Here is a 16,242-nt window from a genome sequence, read left to right as displayed (position 1 = left end):
GCGCGCCGGTTCAGGCCGCTTCGCGGAAGCGATATCCTACGCCATAAAGCGTTTCAATCATATCGAAGTCGCCATCGACGAGTTTGAACTTCTTGCGAAGACGCTTGATGTGGCTGTCGATGGTGCGGTCATCCACATAGACCTGTTCGTCATAGGCCGCATCCATCAGCGCGTCGCGGCTTTTCACCACGCCGGGCCGCTGCGCCAGCGAATGCAGGATGAGGAATTCGGTGACCGTCAGCGTCACCGGCTCACCCTTCCAGGTGCAGGTGTGGCGTTCCTGGTCCATGGCGAGCTGCCCGCGCTCGAGCGTGCGCGCCTGCTGATCGGCGGTCGGCTTCAGCACGCTGCCGGTTGCGGCGGAAGCCTCGCGGCTGCTGGCGCGGCGCAGGATGGCTTTCACGCGTTCCACCAGAAGGCGTTGCGAGAAGGGCTTGGTGATGAAGTCGTCGGCGCCCATCTTCAGGCCGAACAATTCGTCGATCTCTTCATCCTTGGAGGTGAGGAAGATAACCGGCAGATCCGACTTCTGGCGAAGACGCCGCAAAAGCTCCATGCCGTCCATGCGTGGCATCTTTATATCGAAAATGGCGAGCTGCGGCGGACGGGCGATCAACCCGTCAAGCGCGGAAGCGCCGTCCGTATACGTTTCGACCCGGTAGCCTTCGGCTTCGAGCGCGATCGATACCGAAGTCAGAATATTCCGGTCGTCGTCGACAAGCGCGATCGTCTGCATGTAGTTGGTCTCCATCGTCATTTTCTCGTAACTCCCGACATTCACCCAGCCAAGGTTGCGCGCCGCGAGCCACTCTCTTGAGTATAAAGGTGGAACAAATTGTGGCAAAGGAAAACTCGCAGCCAAATCGCCGGGCTGGAGCGAGGGGATTTTGTGGAAAGGCCGCAGTTGGATTTTAATGCGTCTTCAACCGATTTAAAAAGAAATAAAATCTTTTAAATCGATTAATATATTGAAATCACTAAGTTTTTTAAAGTCTGGCTCTTGCGTTTCCAAAAGCCGCCACGTATTTTCCGTGGAAATTTCAACGGCCTTATCGTCATTAACAAGGAACGCGTCATGAACGAGCTTGGGGTTCATAATCCTGCCAATGGAGTTGCGGAACTCGGACTGGGTGACGCCTCCCGCGTCTTTTATAACCTCAATGAGAGCGAATTATACGAAGAAGCGATCCGCAACGGCGAGGCCGAACTGACCATCGATGGTGCGCTTCGCGCCGTCACCGGCCAGCATACGGGTCGTTCGCCGAAGGACAAATTCGTCGTCCGCGATGCCTCCACCGAGAACACCATCTGGTGGGACAACAACAAGCCGCTGTCGCCGGAAAATTTCGAGTTGCTGCGTCAGGACATGCTGGCCCATGCCGCCGGAAAGACGCTTTACGTGCAGGATCTGATCGGCGGCGCCGATGAAGAAAATGCACTGCCGACACGCGTCGTCACCGAGCTTGCCTGGCATTCGCTGTTCATTCGCAACCTTCTTATCCGACCGAAGCAGGAAAAACTGGCGGGTTTCAAACAGAAGCTCACCATCATCAACCTGCCGAGCTTCAAGGCCGATCCGGACCGTCACGGCGTTCGTTCGGAAACCGTCATCGCCTGCGATCTCACCAATGGTCTTGTCCTCATCGGCGGCACCTCCTATGCCGGTGAAAACAAGAAGTCGGTCTTCACGGTCCTCAATTATCTCCTGCCGGCCAAGGGCGTCATGCCGATGCATTGCTCGGCCAATGTTGGTCCAGAAGGTGATTCCGCCGTGTTCTTCGGCCTGTCCGGCACCGGCAAGACCACGCTGTCGGCCGATCCGTCGCGCACGCTGATCGGCGATGACGAGCATGGCTGGGGCGAGCACGGCATCTTCAACTTCGAAGGCGGCTGCTACGCCAAGGCGATCAAGCTTTCGGCCGAAGCCGAACCGGAAATCTACGCCGCGACCCGCCGTTTCGGCACGGTTCTCGAAAACGTGGTGCTGGACCAAAACCGCGTTCCCGACTTCAACGACAACTCGCTGACGGAAAACACCCGCAGCGCCTATCCGCTGCACTTCATTCCGAATGCATCGGAAACGGGCATTGCCGGCCATCCGAAGACGATCATCATGCTGACGGCGGATGCCTTCGGCGTGTTGCCGCCGATCGCCCGTCTGACGCCGGAACAGGCCATGTACCACTTCCTCTCTGGTTACACCGCAAAGGTTGCAGGCACGGAAAAGGGCGTGACGGAGCCGGAAGCGACGTTCTCAACCTGCTTCGGCGCACCCTTCATGCCACGCCACCCGGCGGAATATGGCAACCTGCTGCGCGAGTTGATCGGCAAGCATGGCGTGGATTGCTGGCTGGTCAATACCGGCTGGACCGGCGGTGCCTACGGCATCGGCAAGCGCATGCCCATCAAGGCGACCCGCGCGCTTCTGACGGCAGCGCTGACCGGCGACCTGAAGAATGCGGAATTCCGCACCGACGCGAATTTCGGTTTCGCGGTGCCGCTGTCGCTTGATGGCGTCGACAGTGCGATCCTCGATCCGCGTTCGACCTGGGCCGATGGCGCAGCCTATGACGCGCAGGCGAAGAAACTGGTGTCGATGTTCGTCACGAACTTCACCAAGTTCGAAGATCACGTCGATAGCAAGGTTCGCGATGCTGCACCGGGCCTGCTGCTTGCGGCTGAATAAATAGAGCCTCATTCGTGAGGAGGAGGGGACCCGGCCTTGTGCCGGGTTCTTTCGTTTTCTCCGCTGTTTTCATTTTTTGCGATCTGTGGCATCACCGGCGCGGAGAAAGATCATGGCCAGCGACCCGCTTTACATCAGCAACCGTATCACCATCGCCGGCTGGGAGCTGACGGAGCAATTCGTGCTGGCCGGCGGGCCGGGCGGCCAGAACGTCAACAAGGTCTCGACGGCGGTTCAGCTGTTTTTCGACATTGCCAATTCACCGTCTCTTTCGGACCGGGTGAAGACCAATGCCCTGCGCCTCGGTGGCAGGCGTGTGTCGAAAGAAGGCGTGCTGATGATCGAGGCGAGCCGGTTTCGCAGCCAGGAGCGCAATCGCGAAGATGCGCGCGAACGGCTGAAGGAGCTGATCCTCGAAGCCGCCGCCCCGCCGCCGCCGGTGCGTAAGGCCACCAAGCCGACCAAGGGCTCGGTCGAGCGCCGCCTGAAGGCGAAGTCCGGCCGCTCCGATATCAAGAAAATGCGCGGCAAGCCCTCGGGCGAATAGGGGCCAAATGTTTCGCGCTTGTCATAGAGCTTCAAATATCGTCTGGTAAGCCTCCCTACAACCAAGGAGGGTGCTATGGGTCTGTTCAATTTCATCAAGGAAGCGGGAAAGAAGCTCGGTATCGGCGGCGATGATGCGCCCGATGTCGAAGCGGTCAAGAAGGAACTCGCTTCCCACGATCTCGGCACGGACAAGGTTCAGGTCGAGGTGGTAGACGACAAGGTCGTTCTGAAGGGCGAAGTGGCCGATCAGTCGGTCTTCGAAAAGGCGGTTATCGCGGTCGGCAATACGCTCGGCATTTCCAAGGTCGAGGCGGGTGAGTTGAAAGTGGCCGAAGCGCCCGCGAAGGAGCCGGTGTTCTATACGGTTAAGAAGGGCGACAATCTCTGGAAGATCGCTGAAGCGCAATATGGCAAGGCCAATGGCGCGAAGAACAACATCATCTTCGAAGCGAACAAGCCGATGCTGACCCATCCCGACAAGATTTATCCCGGCCAGGTCCTACGAATTCCTGACCTTGCGTAATAGCGGCTCTTAACTGCTGCAATGGAGATGCCGTCTTGTGCGGCATCTTTCACAATTTGCGAAGCGCCACCGTGTCGATCAGGTGGTTCTTGCCCTTGCGTAGGATAAGGTCGGCGCGCGGGCGGGTCGGCACGATGTTCTGGCGCAGGTTCTTCAGGTTGATGTTCTGCCAGAGGCCTTCGGCAATGCTCAGCGCCGCTTCTTCACTGATGGAAGCATAACGGTTGAAGAACGAATTGGGATCGCGGAAGGCGGTTTTTCGCAGATTCATGAACCGGTTCACATACCAGTTGTGAATGAGATCCTCGTCCGCGTCGATATAGATCGAGAAATCGAAAAAATCGGAAACGATCGGCACAATCCGCCCGCCCGCCGGCAGGTCGCGCGATTGCAGCACATTGATGCCTTCGAAGATCAGAATATCCGGCTGGTCGATGACAGTGAACTCATTCGGCAGAACGTCATAGGTCAGGTGCGAATAGCGCGGTGCTTTCACATTGGGCTGGCCCGCCTTGATCGCCGACAGGAAACGCAGGAGCGCGCCGATATCGTAGCTTTCGGGAAACCCCTTGCGCTCCATCAGGTTTTCGCGCCGCAGAACCTCATTCGGATAAAGAAATCCGTCTGTCGTGATGAGATCGACCTTCGGGCTGGAGGGCCAGCGCGCCAGAAGCTCCTTCAGGATACGCGCCGTCGTCGATTTGCCAACCGCCACAGAGCCGGCAATGCCGATGACAAAGGGCGTCTTGTTGACGTCAGCCATATTGAGAAAGCGGTTGCGCTGCTCGAAAAGCAGCTGTGACGCCTCGACATGCGAGGATAAAAGGCGCGACAGCGACAGGTAAATGCGCCGCACTTCGTCCAGATCAATCGGGTCGTCCAGCGAGCGCAAGCGTTTGACCTCATCGGCGGAAAGCGTCAGTGGCGTGTCAGCGCGAAACTTCGCCCATTCTTCCGAACTGTAGAAGTGGGAGGGCGAATACTCATCCGGCCGGAAATGATCGAGTGTGCTCGGCATGCCTCTCTCCCCGCTGCCTGCCTCGACATTCATGATGTCGGCCTCGCCGCCTTTTCCGCAAGGCCGGTTTGACCGGTCCGGCGCTCCAGCTCGGCAAAAACCTCGTCCAACGGAATGTCGGCGATCTTCAGCACCACCAGCAGATGGTAAAGCAGATCGGCGGCTTCTTTCTTCAGCCCGTCGCGCTCTTTCGCAATGGCTGCGAGGCCGGCTCCCGCCGCCTCTTCGCCGAGTTTTTTCGCCGCGCGTTCCTGGCCGGCAGCAACCAGCTTGGCCGTCCAGGATTCGTCAGGAGAGGCAGCGGCACGGGTCGCGACGATGCGTTCCAGATCGGAAAGGGAAAATGCGCTCATGAGAAGTTCCTGCAATCAGTCGAGACGCATGGCGATGCCATGCTCGGCCATGTAGCTCTTGGCTTCACCGATCGAATAGGTGCCGAAATGGAAGATGGAGGCGGCAAGTACCGCAGTTGCATGGCCATCGCGAACGCCAGCCACCAGATCATCAAGCGTTCCGACGCCGCCCGAGGCGATGACGGGCACGCGAACCTGATCGGCAATGCTGCGCGTCAGGCCGATATCATATCCGCTTTTGGTGCCGTCGCGGTCCATCGAGGTGACGAGCAATTCACCCGCGCCGCGTTCGACCATTTTGATGGCGAATTCCACGGCGTCGATCCCGGTCGGCTGGCGTCCGCCATGGGTGAAGATTTCCCAGCGGCCGGCTTCCCCATCCTTCGAAACGCGCTTGGCGTCGATGGAAACGACGATGCACTGGTTGCCGAACTTGTCGGCCGCCTGCGCCACGAAGTCAGGATCCTTCACCGCCGCAGAATTGATGGAAACCTTGTCGGCGCCGCAAAGGAGCAGCTTGCGGATGTCAGCAACGGCGCGGACCCCGCCGCCGACGGTCAGCGGCATGAAGCAATGATCGGCGGTGCGCGAGACGACATCGAAGATCGTATCGCGATTGTCCGAGGAGGCGGTGATGTCGAGAAAGCAGAGCTCATCCGCTCCCGCCGCGTCATAGGCTTTCGCCGCTTCGACGGGGTCACCGGCATCGATCAGGTCGACGAAGTTCACGCCCTTGACGACGCGGCCGTCTTTGACATCAAGGCAGGGAATAACACGGGCTTTGAGGGTCATGCGTTTACCTCCTTAGCGGCCTTGATGAGGGCAAGCGCCTCGGCAGGATCGATGCGCCCATCATAAAGCGCGCGGCCCGAAATCGCACCCTCGAGCTTTGCGGCATCCGGCTGCAACATGCGTTTGATGTCTTCGATGGAGGCAAGGCCGCCGGAGGCGATGACCGGGATGGAGACGGCGTCCGCCAGTTCCAGCGTCGAGGCCCAGTTGATGCCGGCCAGAATGCCGTCACGATCGATATCGGTGTAGATGATGGCCGCGACGCCGGCACCTTCGAAACGTTTGGCCAATTCGATGACGCCGAGTTCGGAGGCTTCCGCCCAGCCTTCCACGGCAACTTTACCGCCCTTGGCGTCGATGCCGACGGCGACCTGACCGGGAAAACGTTTGCAGGCTTTCAGAACGAGAACCGGATCGCGCACCGCCACGGTGCCGAGAATGACGCGCGCAAGCCCACGGCTCAGCCACGCTTCGATATGATCGAGCGTGCGGATACCACCGCCGAGCTGCACCGGGTTTTTCGTCGCTTTCAGAATGGCGTCGACCGCCTCGCCATTGACGGTCTGGCCGGCAAAGGCACCGTTGAGATCAACCACATGCAGCCATTCGAAGCCTTGGTCCTCGAAGGCCTTCGCCTGTGCGCCGGGGTCCTCGTTGTAGACGGTGGCCTGGTCCATATCGCCGAGTTTCAGGCGACCGCACTGGCCGTCTTTGAGATCGATGCGGGAAAAAGAATCATGTCGGGCTTCCAGCGCAGGAAATTGGAAATCGGGGCAGGGCCGGGCGTCTGGCTTTTTTCCGGATGGATCGGCGCGCCCGCCATATTGTCGCGACCGACGAAAGCCGTCATCGCGCCACCGTAGTTGGTGGTGGCGATGACATCCGTCGAGTGCTTTGCCGACAGATGATAGGAATGCACGAAATAGGCGTGCAACCCATCCGCTCCGGTCTTGATGCCGTCGAAAAGCGGGTGAGCGTGGCGGATTTCCAGCGTGTTCCAGCCGATCTGCGGGATTTTGAGGCTGGGGTCGGACGGCGTCATTTCCACGACGTCACCCTCAATCCAGCCGAGCCCGGTACTGACAGTCTTTTCGAGCCCGCGCGAGGACATCAGCTGCATGCCGACGCAGATGCCGAGGAAGGGGTGCGCTTTTTTCTCGACGGCTTCGATGAGCGCCTCATGCATGCCGGGAACGGCTTCGAGACCCGCGCGGCAATCCGCATAGGCACCGACGCCCGGCAGGACGATGCGGTCTGCCGAGGCGACGTGATCCGGCTTGTCGGTCAGGTCGATGGTTGCATTGATGCCGGCTTCGCGGGCGGCACGCTCGAAAGCTTTGGTGGCCGAACGCAGATTGCCCGAACCGTAGTCGATGATCGCGACACGCATGTCAGCGCCTTCCATTCAAGTCGAAAAGAAACGATCCTGCGGGATCGTTGACGAAGTTTTTGTCGCCTCTATTTTGCGGCGAAGGAGACCAGACCGGCTGGGACAGCTGTTCGGCCGTTTCGGCGGTTTCGGAGAGACCGGAGAAATATATGTCTTCGGCGCTCGAAAGATCAGGGGCGGAAACGACTGACGTCAGCTTCCAGCCTTTGCGGATCAGGTGCCGGACGAGAAAATCGCGTCCCTCCAGCGCCGTGATGAGCCCGATGGCGAAACCGCAGAGAAGTCCAACCGGTTCGAATCCGGCTAATATCGATACCCGTCCGGCCAGAAGGAGCGCGATGATAACCACCGCCGTTGCCAGCCACAGGCGATTGATGGCGAGCCAAAGCCAGGGCGCAATCAGGGCCAGCCAGACGAAACGGTCGGCAATGAAGCGGGTCGTCTTGTGGTCCCTGTCCGGCCCGTTGGGGGCTTCCAGAACGAGATAGCTTGTCATGGGCTTCCTGACAGCTTTGGCGTCAGGCCAGCATGCCCTTTGTCGAGGGAACGCGGCCTGCCTGCCGGGGGTCGATCTCGGTTGCCGTGCGAAGAACGCGGGCAACGGCCTTAAAGCATGTTTCGGCGATATGATGGTTGTTGGCGCCGTAATGGTTCAGGATATGCAGCGTGATGCCGGCATTCTGGGCGAGCGCCTGAAAGAACTCACGCACCAGCTCGGTATCGAAGGTGCCGATCTTCGGTGCGGAAAAATTGACGTTCCAGACGAGGAAGGGCCGGCCGGAAATATCGACGGCGGCTTTGGTCATCGTCTCGTCCATGGCAAGATCGAGCGAGGCATAACGGGTAATGCCGCGCCGGTCGCCCAGCGCCTTGGCAATCGCCTGGCCGATGGCAATACCGGTATCTTCCACGGTGTGGTGGTCATCGATGTGCAGGTCGCCCTTGACCTCGATCTCCATGTCGATCAGCGAATGGCGGCTGAGCTGGTCCAGCATATGGTCGAAAAATCCCACGCCGGTGGAAATTGTCGACTTGCCGGTGCCGTCGATATCCACGCGCACCGAAACCGCGGTTTCGTTGGTGTTGCGGATAATCTCGCCTTTACGTTCTGCCATTTTGGCCGCTCCGTGAAAATGTTGCCGTTCCTTATCAGCACGGGACACAAATATCCAGTTGTTCCATCGTCTTGCATGACATGCGGAAAACGGTGCGTCGCCGCGAAGATTGCAATCGCGAAAAGCAAACTTACATAGAACCCGAGAAGGGCCGTATCCGGCCCGTTAACCCCAGGCCCGGCAGGGCAGACAGGTGTTTGATGACAACAATTATTACAGTCAGAAAGGGCGGCAAGGTCGTCATGGCTGGCGATGGCCAGGTGAGCCTTGGCCAGACGGTTATGAAGGGCAATGCCCGCAAGGTTCGCCGCATCGGCAAAGGTGAAGTGATTGCCGGTTTTGCCGGCGCGACGGCGGATGCCTTCACACTACTCGACCGTCTTGAGAAGAAACTCGAGCAATATCCGGGGCAGCTCATGCGCGCAGCCGTCGAGCTTGCGAAGGACTGGCGGACGGATAAATATCTGCGCAACCTCGAAGCAATGATGCTGGTGGCCGATAAAACCACCACGCTTGCCATCACCGGTAATGGCGATGTGCTGGAACCGGAACACGGCGCGATCGCCATCGGTTCCGGCGGCAATTACGCCTTTGCGGCGGCCCGCGCCATGATGGACACAGACAAGTCCGCCGAAGAGGTGGCGCGCCAGTCGCTCGATATTGCAGCCGATATCTGCGTTTATACCAACCACAACCTCGTCGTCGAAACCCTCGACGCTGAGTAAGCTCAATTTCTCACCAATGGGTCCTGTGGGCCGGGCCTGGATGGCCGGCCGGAGCAGGAAAGCCGAGAGGATAGAATGACAACTTTTTCTCCCCGGGAAATCGTCTCGGAACTCGACCGCTTCATCATCGGCCAGCATGAAGCCAAGCGTGCGGTCGCAATCGCGCTGCGCAATCGCTGGCGCCGCCAGCAGCTCGATGAGAGCCTGCGCGATGAAGTCATGCCCAAGAATATTCTGATGATCGGACCGACCGGTGTCGGCAAGACCGAGATTTCGCGCCGCCTCGCCAAGCTTGCTGGTGCCCCCTTCATCAAGGTCGAAGCCACGAAGTTCACCGAAGTCGGCTATGTCGGACGCGATGTCGAACAGATCATCCGCGATCTGGTTGAAATCGGCATTGGCCTCGTGCGTGAAAAGAAGCGCGCCGAAGTGCAGGCCAAGGCGCATCAGAGCGCCGAAGAACGGGTGCTTGACGCGCTGGTTGGTGCAACCGCATCGCCTGGCACGCGTGAAAGCTTCCGCAAGAAGCTGCGTGACGGCGAGCTGGACGACAAGGAAATCGACATCGAGGTGGCGGATAGCGGCTCGGGCATGCCCGGTTTCGAAATTCCTGGCATGCCGGGCGCCAATATCGGCGTTCTCAACCTGTCGGAAATGTTCGGCAAGGCCATGGGCGGACGCACCAAGAAGGTGCGCACGACGGTATCAAAATCCTATGCCGATCTCATCCGCGACGAATCCGACAAGCTGCTCGACAATGAAATGATCCAGCGCGAAGCGGTGAAATCGGTCGAAAATGACGGCATCGTTTTCCTCGACGAGATCGACAAGATCGCCGCCCGCGATGGCGGCATGGGCGCGGGCGTCTCGCGTGAAGGCGTGCAGCGCGACCTGCTGCCGCTGGTCGAAGGCACCACAGTCTCGACGAAATATGGCCCTGTCAAAACCGACCACGTGCTGTTCATCGCATCGGGCGCGTTCCATGTGGCGAAGCCTTCGGATCTTCTGCCGGAACTTCAGGGTCGCCTGCCGATCCGCGTCGAGCTGAAGCCGCTGACGAAGGAGGATTTCCGCCGTATCCTTACGGAAACGGAAGCAAGCCTTATCCGCCAGTACAAGGCGCTGATGGCGACGGAAGAACTGGATCTCGATTTCACCGATGACGCAATCGATGCTCTGGCCGATGTGGCCGTTCATCTCAATTCGTCGGTCGAGAACATCGGTGCGCGTCGCCTGCAGACGGTGATGGAGCGCGTTCTGGACGAGATTTCCTTCAACGCGCCGGATCGCGGAGGCTCCGCCATCAAGATCGACCAGGAATATGTCAAAAAACATGTGGGCGATCTCGCCGCCGACACGGATTTGTCGCGCTATATTCTCTGAAGACTTCGGGGATCCGAGAAAGAAGAGTGCGGCCATATTTGCCGCACTCTTTTATTTTATCCGCCTTGTCTCGCATTCAGCCCGCATTTTGTTTATGGGAAGGGCTGCATTCCGGTTGGAACCGCTTTAGTGGAATGATCCGGTTTTCCCAGCGTATTTCGCTGGCGGAAACCGCAGGCTTGAGAAAAGGCATTCGCTCGTGCGCAAAACTCTTCTGGCATTTGCCGCTGCTTTGGCGGTCACCGTCACCGCGTCTTCTTACGTCGAAGCCGCGACGGTCGTTCCGCCGGGCAATCGCAATGCCGAACAGCCGGGTGTTCCCGGCGCTTCCGCAAAAAGAACCAAGGCGTCCAACACGTCTTTCGAGCGCAAATACCAGAAGGTCATCGAGCTTTTGTCCTCCGACAAGGCCCTGATCGCCAAGATCAAGTCGACGGCCGGGCGCTACGGCATCGATCCGATCCATATGATCGGCGCGATCGTCGGCGAACATACCTATAATGTCGACGCTTATGACCGGCTGCAGTCCTATTACGTCAAGGCCGCCTCCTATGCCGGCGGCAGCTTCCGTTTCGGCTACAAGGACGAAACCATCGCGCAGTTTCTGACGCATTCGCAATTTGCCAAATGCCAGTCGAAAAAGGATTCCTACAGCCTCTGGAATTGCCGTGAAGATGTCTGGGACGACAGTTTCCGTGGTAAGACCGTCGATGGCGTGGCCTATCCGAACAACCGTTTCAGCGCCGTATTCTTCCAGCCCTTTTATGCCGGCCAGACGTTTGGCCTCGGCCAGATCAACCCGCTGACGGCGCTGATGTTGTCCGACATGGTGTCGAGAACCTCCGGTTACGAGAGGCTGGATGAAAACGATGCCACAGCGGTCTATACGGCGATCATGGACCCGGACCGGTCACTCGCCTTCATGGCCGCCTCCATCCGCAAGTCTATCGATGATTACCGGTCGATTGCCGACATGGATATTTCGAAAAATCCGGGTGTGACCTCCACGCTTTATAATGTCGGCGGGTCGCAGCAGCGTGCTGCCGCCCTTGCCCAGAAGAACCGCCAACGCGCCTCGGGCGGGGAACAGCCGCTGTTACCGGAAGAAAACTACTACGGCTGGCTGGTGAACGACCGCCTCAAGGATCTGCAGGCGCTTTTGTAGAAAAAGACGACTATCGGCTCCATTGTTTCCAAAACGGAAATAATATTTGGCTGCCTGCCGCAATTGACGAGCGCCCGTCTCCGCGTCCAATCTGTATCTCCAGAATAGAGGAGGCGCATGTGAGCCGCACGAATAAATTCGGTCTTTCCATCGATGACAGGCTTTATGCCTTTCTGACTGACGACGTCCTGCCGGGCACAGGTCTGGACAGTGAGGCGTTCTTCGAAGGTTTTTCGACCATTGTTCACGAGCTTTCTCCGAAGAACCGTGAATTGCTGGCAAAGCGCGACGCCCTGCAGGAAAAACTGGATGGCTGGTATCGGCAGAATGGCGCTCCGGTAGATTTTGCTGCCTATGAGGGATTTCTGAAGGAAATCGGCTATCTGCTGCCGGAAGGTCCTGGCTTCAAGGTGGAAACCAGCAACGTCGACCCTGAAATTGCTGCCGTTGCCGGCCCGCAGCTCGTCGTCCCTGTTATGAATGCACGTTATGCACTGAATGCCGCGAATGCCCGCTGGGGTTCGCTTTACGACGCACTTTACGGCACGGATGCCATTTCCGATGCTGACGGTGCGGAAAAGGGCAGGGGCTATAACCCCGGGCGCGGCGAGAAGGTCATCGCCTGGGCTCGAAACTTCCTCGATGAATCCGCACCGCTGGAGACGGGAAGCTGGTCCGATGTGACCGGTTTCAAGATCGAGGATGGCCTGTTGCAGATTGCCATCGGCGACGCCAAGACTGGCCTCAAGGATGCAGCCCAGTTCAAGGGTTTCAGCGGCGAAACGGCAAGGCCTGCAACGATCCTTCTTGGCAAGAATGGTCTGCACACCGAGATTGTCATCGATCCCACGACCGAAATTGGCAAGAGCGACAAGGCGGGCATCTCCGATGTCATTCTTGAATCGGCGCTGACGACCATTATGGATTGCGAGGATTCGGTTGCCGCCGTCGATGCCGAGGACAAGGTGCTGGTTTATGGCAACTGGCTTGGCCTGATGCGTGGCGACTTGACGGAAGAGGTTTCCAAGGGCGGCAAGAGCTTCACCCGCAGCCTCAATCCGGATCGCTACTACACGGCTCCCAATGGTGCGGCGCTGACGCTGCCGGGCCGTTCCCTGATGCTGGTGCGCAATGTCGGTCATCTCATGACCAATCCGGCGATCCTCGACAGGGACGGCCGCGAGGTGCCGGAGGGCATCATGGATGCCGTCGTCACGGCGCTGATCGCTCTTTATGATGTCGGTCCGTCCGGGCGTCGTCAGAATTCCCGCGCCGGCTCGATGTATGTGGTCAAGCCGAAGATGCACGGGCCGGAGGAAGTGGCCTTCGCCAACGAAATCTTCAGCCGGGTCGAAAAGCTTGTCGGCATGGCGCCGAACACCATGAAAATGGGCATCATGGATGAAGAGCGTCGTACCACGATCAACCTCAAGGAAAGCATTCGCGCCGCGAAGGATCGCGTCGTTTTCATCAATACGGGCTTCCTCGACCGCACCGGCGACGAAATCCACACCTCGATGGAAGCGGGTCCGATGATCCGCAAGGGCGACATGAAGCAGGCGGCGTGGATCGCCGCTTACGAGAACTGGAACGTTGATATCGGGCTGGAATGCGGCCTTTCCGGCCATGCGCAGATCGGCAAGGGCATGTGGGCCATGCCGGATCTGATGGCGGCGATGCTGGAGCAGAAGATCGCGCATCCGAAGGCCGGCGCCAACACGGCCTGGGTACCGTCGCCGACCGCAGCGACGCTACATGCCACGCATTATCACAAGGTCGATGTCGCTTCGGTGCAGGAAGGACTTAAAAGCCGCGGCCGCGCGAAGCTTTCCGATATCCTGTCCGTGCCGGTCGCGCCGCGTCCCAACTGGACGCCGGAAGAAATCCAGCGTGAACTCGACAACAATGCGCAGGGTATTCTCGGCTATGTCGTGCGCTGGGTCGATCAGGGCGTCGGCTGCTCCAAGGTGCCTGATATCAACAATATCGGGCTGATGGAGGACCGCGCCACGCTTCGCATCTCCGCGCAGCATATGGCGAACTGGCTGCGCCATGGCGTGGTGACAGAGGAACAGATCGTCGAGACCATGAAGCGCATGGCCGCCGTGGTCGATACGCAGAATGCCGACGATCCGGCCTATCTGCCGATGGCATCCGATTTCGACGGATCGGTGGCATTTCAGGCGGCTGTCGAACTGGTGCTGAAGGGCCGCGAACAGCCGAATGGTTACACCGAACCGGTTCTGCACCGTCGTCGTCTGGAACTGAAGGCCAAACAGGCGGCCTGACACCGTCAGCAGTCCTGAGAAACAAAAAAGCCGCCGGGGGAAATCCACGGCGGCTTTTTCTTGTCCGGTATCTGATCTTTACTGGATCACGACGACTTTCGTGCTGCGGCCGGGGCGGACGCGGCTGTAAAGGTCGATGACGTCCTGGTTGATCATGCGGATGCAGCCGGAAGAGGCGGCGGTGCCGATCGAGGCCCATTCGGGCGAACCATGGATGCGGAACAGCGTGTCCTGTCCCTTTTCGTTGAAGAGATACATGGCGCGCGCGCCGAGCGGGTTGGAAAGGCCCGGTCCCATGCCGGCCTCGACATATTTGGCCACTTCCGGCTTACGGTCCGCCATTTCCTTCGGCGGATGCCACATCGGCCATTCCTGCTTCCAGGCGACATAGGCTTCACCGGCCCAGGCGAAACCCGCCTTGCCGACGCCGATGCCGTAACGAACCGCACGGTTGCCGGAGAGGATGTAATAGAGGTAACGCTCGCGCGTGTTGACGATGATGGTGCCGGCGCGTTCGGATGTCTGGAATTCGACAATCTGACGGCGATACTTCTCGTTGACACGGTTGATCGGAATGGCCGGCAGCGCATAGCCCGCATCGGTCACGGCACCGTAAACATCGTTGAAGATCTGGACCGTTTCGACCTTCGCCGGAACGGGGTCAGCAACCGGAACAGACGCTGCGATCTTGCCGGAGGTCGGAGCGGAGGATTGGGAGGTAGTTTCGGCGCAGCCGGCCAGAGCCAGTGCTGCCGTCAGACCGAGTAAGGTCAATGGAGTGCGGATGCGCATGTCGTTCTCGCGGAAAATTCGCCAAATTGTGCGAAGGAGTAGGCTTAATTGGATAAATCGGTTATTTTCCATTAAGCCGCTCTTGGCAAGCCGTTGCGCCGCCGCGAGGCGGTTGCGCCTTTAAAATTGCCGGTTGATTGCCTTTTTGCAACAATAGGCCAAACGCTTCAGCAGCCTTTATCCATGACTATTCTTTCCGTTACCAACAATAATCCGTTAATCGACGGACGCCAGTCGGACAAGGCGATGCTGGTGCGCCGCGGCGTTCAGGTGCTTCTGCACGAAATGCGCCATTCGGTGTTGCCGGAGTTGCCGCTTGCAAGCGGGCGACGGGCCGATCTCATCAGTCTGTCGGTCAAGGGTGAAATCTGGATCATCGAAATCAAATCCTCCATCGAGGATTTCCGTGTCGATCGCAAATGGCCGGAATATCGCCTGCATTGCGATCGGCTGTTCTTCGCCACCCACCCGGAGGTTCCGACCGACATATTCCCGGAGGAATGCGGGCTGATCCTCTCGGATGGATATGGTGCCCATATGCTGCGCGATGCGCCGGAACATAAATTGCCGCCGGCGACCCGCAAATCGGTGATGCTGGATTTCTCGAGAACCGCCGCGACCCGGTTGATGCTGGCAGAATGGACAACCGGGCGCAGCTTTGGCGAATAAGTATCGTTACTTTGGGGCGCGTTTCGCGAGAATGCGCTGCAAGGTGCGCCGATGCATATTGAGCCGGCGTGCCGTTTCCGAAACGTTGCGCTCGCACATTTCATAGACACGCTGAATATGCTCCCACCGAACCCGGTCTGCCGACATGGGGTTTTCGGGAACTTCGGTCTTTTCACCCTTGCGCTGCGTCAGCGCATTGAAGACATCGTCCGCATCGGCGGGTTTGGCCAGATAGTCCAGCGCTCCCAGTTTTACGGCGGTAACAGCGGTTGCAATATTGCCATAGCCGGTCAGAACGACGATCTGCGTATCGTCCCGGTTCTGCCTGATCGCCTCGATGACTTCCAGACCATTGCCATCCGCAAGCCTCAGATCGACCACCGCATACTTCGGCGGCGCAGCCCTGGAACGGGCTATACCGTCACTCACCGTCTCGGCCGTATCGACGGCAAAGCCGCGTGTTTCCATTGCCCGGGCAAGCCGGCGCAAAAACGGGCCGTCATCATCGACGATCAGCAGCGATCTGTCGGGCCCGATCGGATCGCCGTCGTCCGTTGGCGCGCCGGTGGAGTTGTTCTGGTCTTCTGTCTTCATGTTTGCGGCCTTCCGGCAACTTCGTCGGCTTTGTTTTCTTCTTCTTATCGCCGCTTCAACGTGGATGGTAAAGTCAACGGTTTCTTTTATCGTCCATAAGCGCTCGAGGCCAGACGATTGTGACCCTTGCTCCCTTTTCGCTAGTGCCGCGATTTTCAAAGGTGACACTGGCGCCGGAGCGCTCCAGCAGAGTCTTGGCG

At 58.8% G+C, this 16,242-nt stretch carries 18 protein-coding genes; 8 read left to right on the top strand and 10 right to left on the bottom strand.

The window, feature by feature from the left end; translation table 11 throughout:
• Positions 1-10: 10 nt before the first annotated feature.
• Positions 11-736 (bottom strand): two-component system response regulator ChvI, encoded by a 726-nt coding sequence (chvI, locus tag ASB65_RS21160; protein WP_003505377.1) that lies wholly within the window; start codon positions 734-736, stop codon positions 11-13.
• A 339-nt stretch (positions 737-1,075) separates the two neighbouring features.
• On the opposite strand from chvI, the gene ASB65_RS21155 reads away from it, so the two are divergent.
• The 3 genes from ASB65_RS21155 (at position 1,076) to lysM (ending at position 3,758) form a co-directional block, all read left to right on the top strand.
• A complete protein-coding gene (locus ASB65_RS21155; protein WP_060725459.1) occupies positions 1,076-2,686 on the top strand; it encodes a phosphoenolpyruvate carboxykinase in 1,611 nt (536 codons plus the stop codon).
• A 112-nt stretch (positions 2,687-2,798) separates the two neighbouring features.
• Positions 2,799-3,233: an alternative ribosome rescue aminoacyl-tRNA hydrolase ArfB gene (arfB, locus tag ASB65_RS21150; RefSeq protein ID WP_003505379.1), complete on the top strand. Its 435-nt coding sequence runs from the start codon at positions 2,799-2,801 to the stop codon at positions 3,231-3,233.
• A gap of 75 nt (positions 3,234-3,308) precedes the next feature.
• Positions 3,309-3,758, top strand: coding sequence for a peptidoglycan-binding protein LysM (lysM, locus tag ASB65_RS21145; protein WP_020010677.1), 450 nt, complete (start codon positions 3,309-3,311; stop codon positions 3,756-3,758).
• 49 nt (positions 3,759-3,807) lie between these two features.
• On the opposite strand, the gene coaA is transcribed toward lysM, so the two are convergent.
• The 7 genes from coaA to hisB are packed head-to-tail and all read right to left on the bottom strand — an operon-like array spanning position 3,808 to position 8,426.
• Entirely contained in the window at positions 3,808-4,809 is a 1,002-nt protein-coding gene (coaA, locus tag ASB65_RS21140; RefSeq protein ID WP_202908396.1) for a type I pantothenate kinase, read from the bottom strand.
• Complete coding sequence (locus ASB65_RS21135) at positions 4,806-5,129, bottom strand: phosphoribosyl-ATP diphosphatase (RefSeq protein ID WP_060725279.1); 324 nt, start codon at positions 5,127-5,129, stop codon at positions 4,806-4,808. Before ASB65_RS21135 ends, coaA begins: the two co-directional genes overlap by 4 nt.
• 15 nt (positions 5,130-5,144) lie before the next feature.
• Positions 5,145-5,921: an imidazole glycerol phosphate synthase subunit HisF gene (gene hisF, locus ASB65_RS21130; protein ID WP_003505384.1), complete on the bottom strand. Its 777-nt coding sequence runs from the start codon at positions 5,919-5,921 to the stop codon at positions 5,145-5,147.
• Positions 5,918-6,598: a 1-(5-phosphoribosyl)-5-[(5-phosphoribosylamino)methylideneamino] imidazole-4-carboxamide isomerase gene (locus ASB65_RS21125; RefSeq protein WP_416346321.1), complete on the bottom strand. Its 681-nt coding sequence runs from the start codon at positions 6,596-6,598 to the stop codon at positions 5,918-5,920. The genes hisF and ASB65_RS21125 overlap by 4 nt, the downstream gene beginning before the upstream one ends.
• 11 nt (positions 6,599-6,609) lie before the next feature.
• Positions 6,610-7,311: an imidazole glycerol phosphate synthase subunit HisH gene (gene hisH / locus ASB65_RS21120; protein WP_060725277.1), complete on the bottom strand. Its 702-nt coding sequence runs from the start codon at positions 7,309-7,311 to the stop codon at positions 6,610-6,612.
• A gap of 1 nt (position 7,312) precedes the next feature.
• Complete coding sequence (locus ASB65_RS21115; RefSeq protein ID WP_060725276.1) at positions 7,313-7,807, bottom strand: DUF2628 domain-containing protein; 495 nt, start codon at positions 7,805-7,807, stop codon at positions 7,313-7,315.
• Between the two features lie 22 nt (positions 7,808-7,829).
• Positions 7,830-8,426, bottom strand: a complete 597-nt coding sequence (gene hisB, locus ASB65_RS21110) for an imidazoleglycerol-phosphate dehydratase HisB (RefSeq protein ID WP_003505388.1) — start codon at positions 8,424-8,426, stop codon at positions 7,830-7,832.
• A 200-nt stretch (positions 8,427-8,626) separates the two neighbouring features.
• On the opposite strand from hisB, the gene hslV reads away from it, so the two are divergent.
• The 4 genes from hslV to ASB65_RS21090 all read left to right on the top strand — a co-directional run bounded on the left by hslV (position 8,627) and on the right by ASB65_RS21090 (position 13,987).
• Positions 8,627-9,151 (top strand): ATP-dependent protease subunit HslV, encoded by a 525-nt coding sequence (gene hslV / locus ASB65_RS21105; RefSeq protein ID WP_003505389.1) that lies wholly within the window; start codon positions 8,627-8,629, stop codon positions 9,149-9,151.
• Positions 9,152-9,226: 75 nt separating this feature from the next.
• Positions 9,227-10,534, top strand: a complete 1,308-nt coding sequence (hslU, locus tag ASB65_RS21100; RefSeq protein ID WP_003505390.1) for an ATP-dependent protease ATPase subunit HslU — start codon at positions 9,227-9,229, stop codon at positions 10,532-10,534.
• A gap of 199 nt (positions 10,535-10,733) precedes the next feature.
• Positions 10,734-11,699 carry a DUF1402 family protein gene (locus ASB65_RS21095; protein ID WP_003505391.1) on the top strand — a complete coding sequence of 322 codons (966 nt, stop codon included), beginning with the start codon at positions 10,734-10,736 and terminating at the stop codon, positions 11,697-11,699.
• Positions 11,700-11,818: 119 nt separating this feature from the next.
• On the top strand, positions 11,819-13,987 hold the full coding sequence (locus tag ASB65_RS21090; RefSeq protein WP_060725275.1) for a malate synthase G: 2,169 nt from the start codon (positions 11,819-11,821) through the stop codon (positions 13,985-13,987).
• Positions 13,988-14,065: 78 nt separating this feature from the next.
• Here ASB65_RS21090 and ASB65_RS21085 read toward each other — a convergent pair whose 3' ends face one another.
• The gene (locus tag ASB65_RS21085) at positions 14,066-14,779 is read right to left on the bottom strand and encodes a L,D-transpeptidase (protein WP_003505393.1); all 714 of its coding nucleotides are present in this window, start codon (positions 14,777-14,779) and stop codon (positions 14,066-14,068) included.
• Between the two features lie 183 nt (positions 14,780-14,962).
• On the opposite strand from ASB65_RS21085, the gene ASB65_RS21080 reads away from it, so the two are divergent.
• Positions 14,963-15,448 carry an MmcB family DNA repair protein gene (locus ASB65_RS21080; RefSeq protein WP_004444350.1) on the top strand — a complete coding sequence of 162 codons (486 nt, stop codon included), beginning with the start codon at positions 14,963-14,965 and terminating at the stop codon, positions 15,446-15,448.
• A gap of 6 nt (positions 15,449-15,454) precedes the next feature.
• Here ASB65_RS21080 and ASB65_RS21075 read toward each other — a convergent pair whose 3' ends face one another.
• The gene (locus tag ASB65_RS21075) at positions 15,455-16,042 is read right to left on the bottom strand and encodes an ActR/PrrA/RegA family redox response regulator transcription factor (protein WP_003505397.1); all 588 of its coding nucleotides are present in this window, start codon (positions 16,040-16,042) and stop codon (positions 15,455-15,457) included.
• Positions 16,043-16,242: the final 200 nt, after the last annotated feature.

Origin of the sequence: Agrobacterium tumefaciens str. B6 (assembly GCF_001541315.1) — a bacterium.
Classification (GTDB): Bacteria; Pseudomonadota; Alphaproteobacteria; order Rhizobiales; family Rhizobiaceae; genus Agrobacterium; species Agrobacterium radiobacter.
The sequence above is the reverse complement of the archived record's forward strand: the minus strand, read 5'-3'. Positions and strand labels throughout refer to the sequence as shown.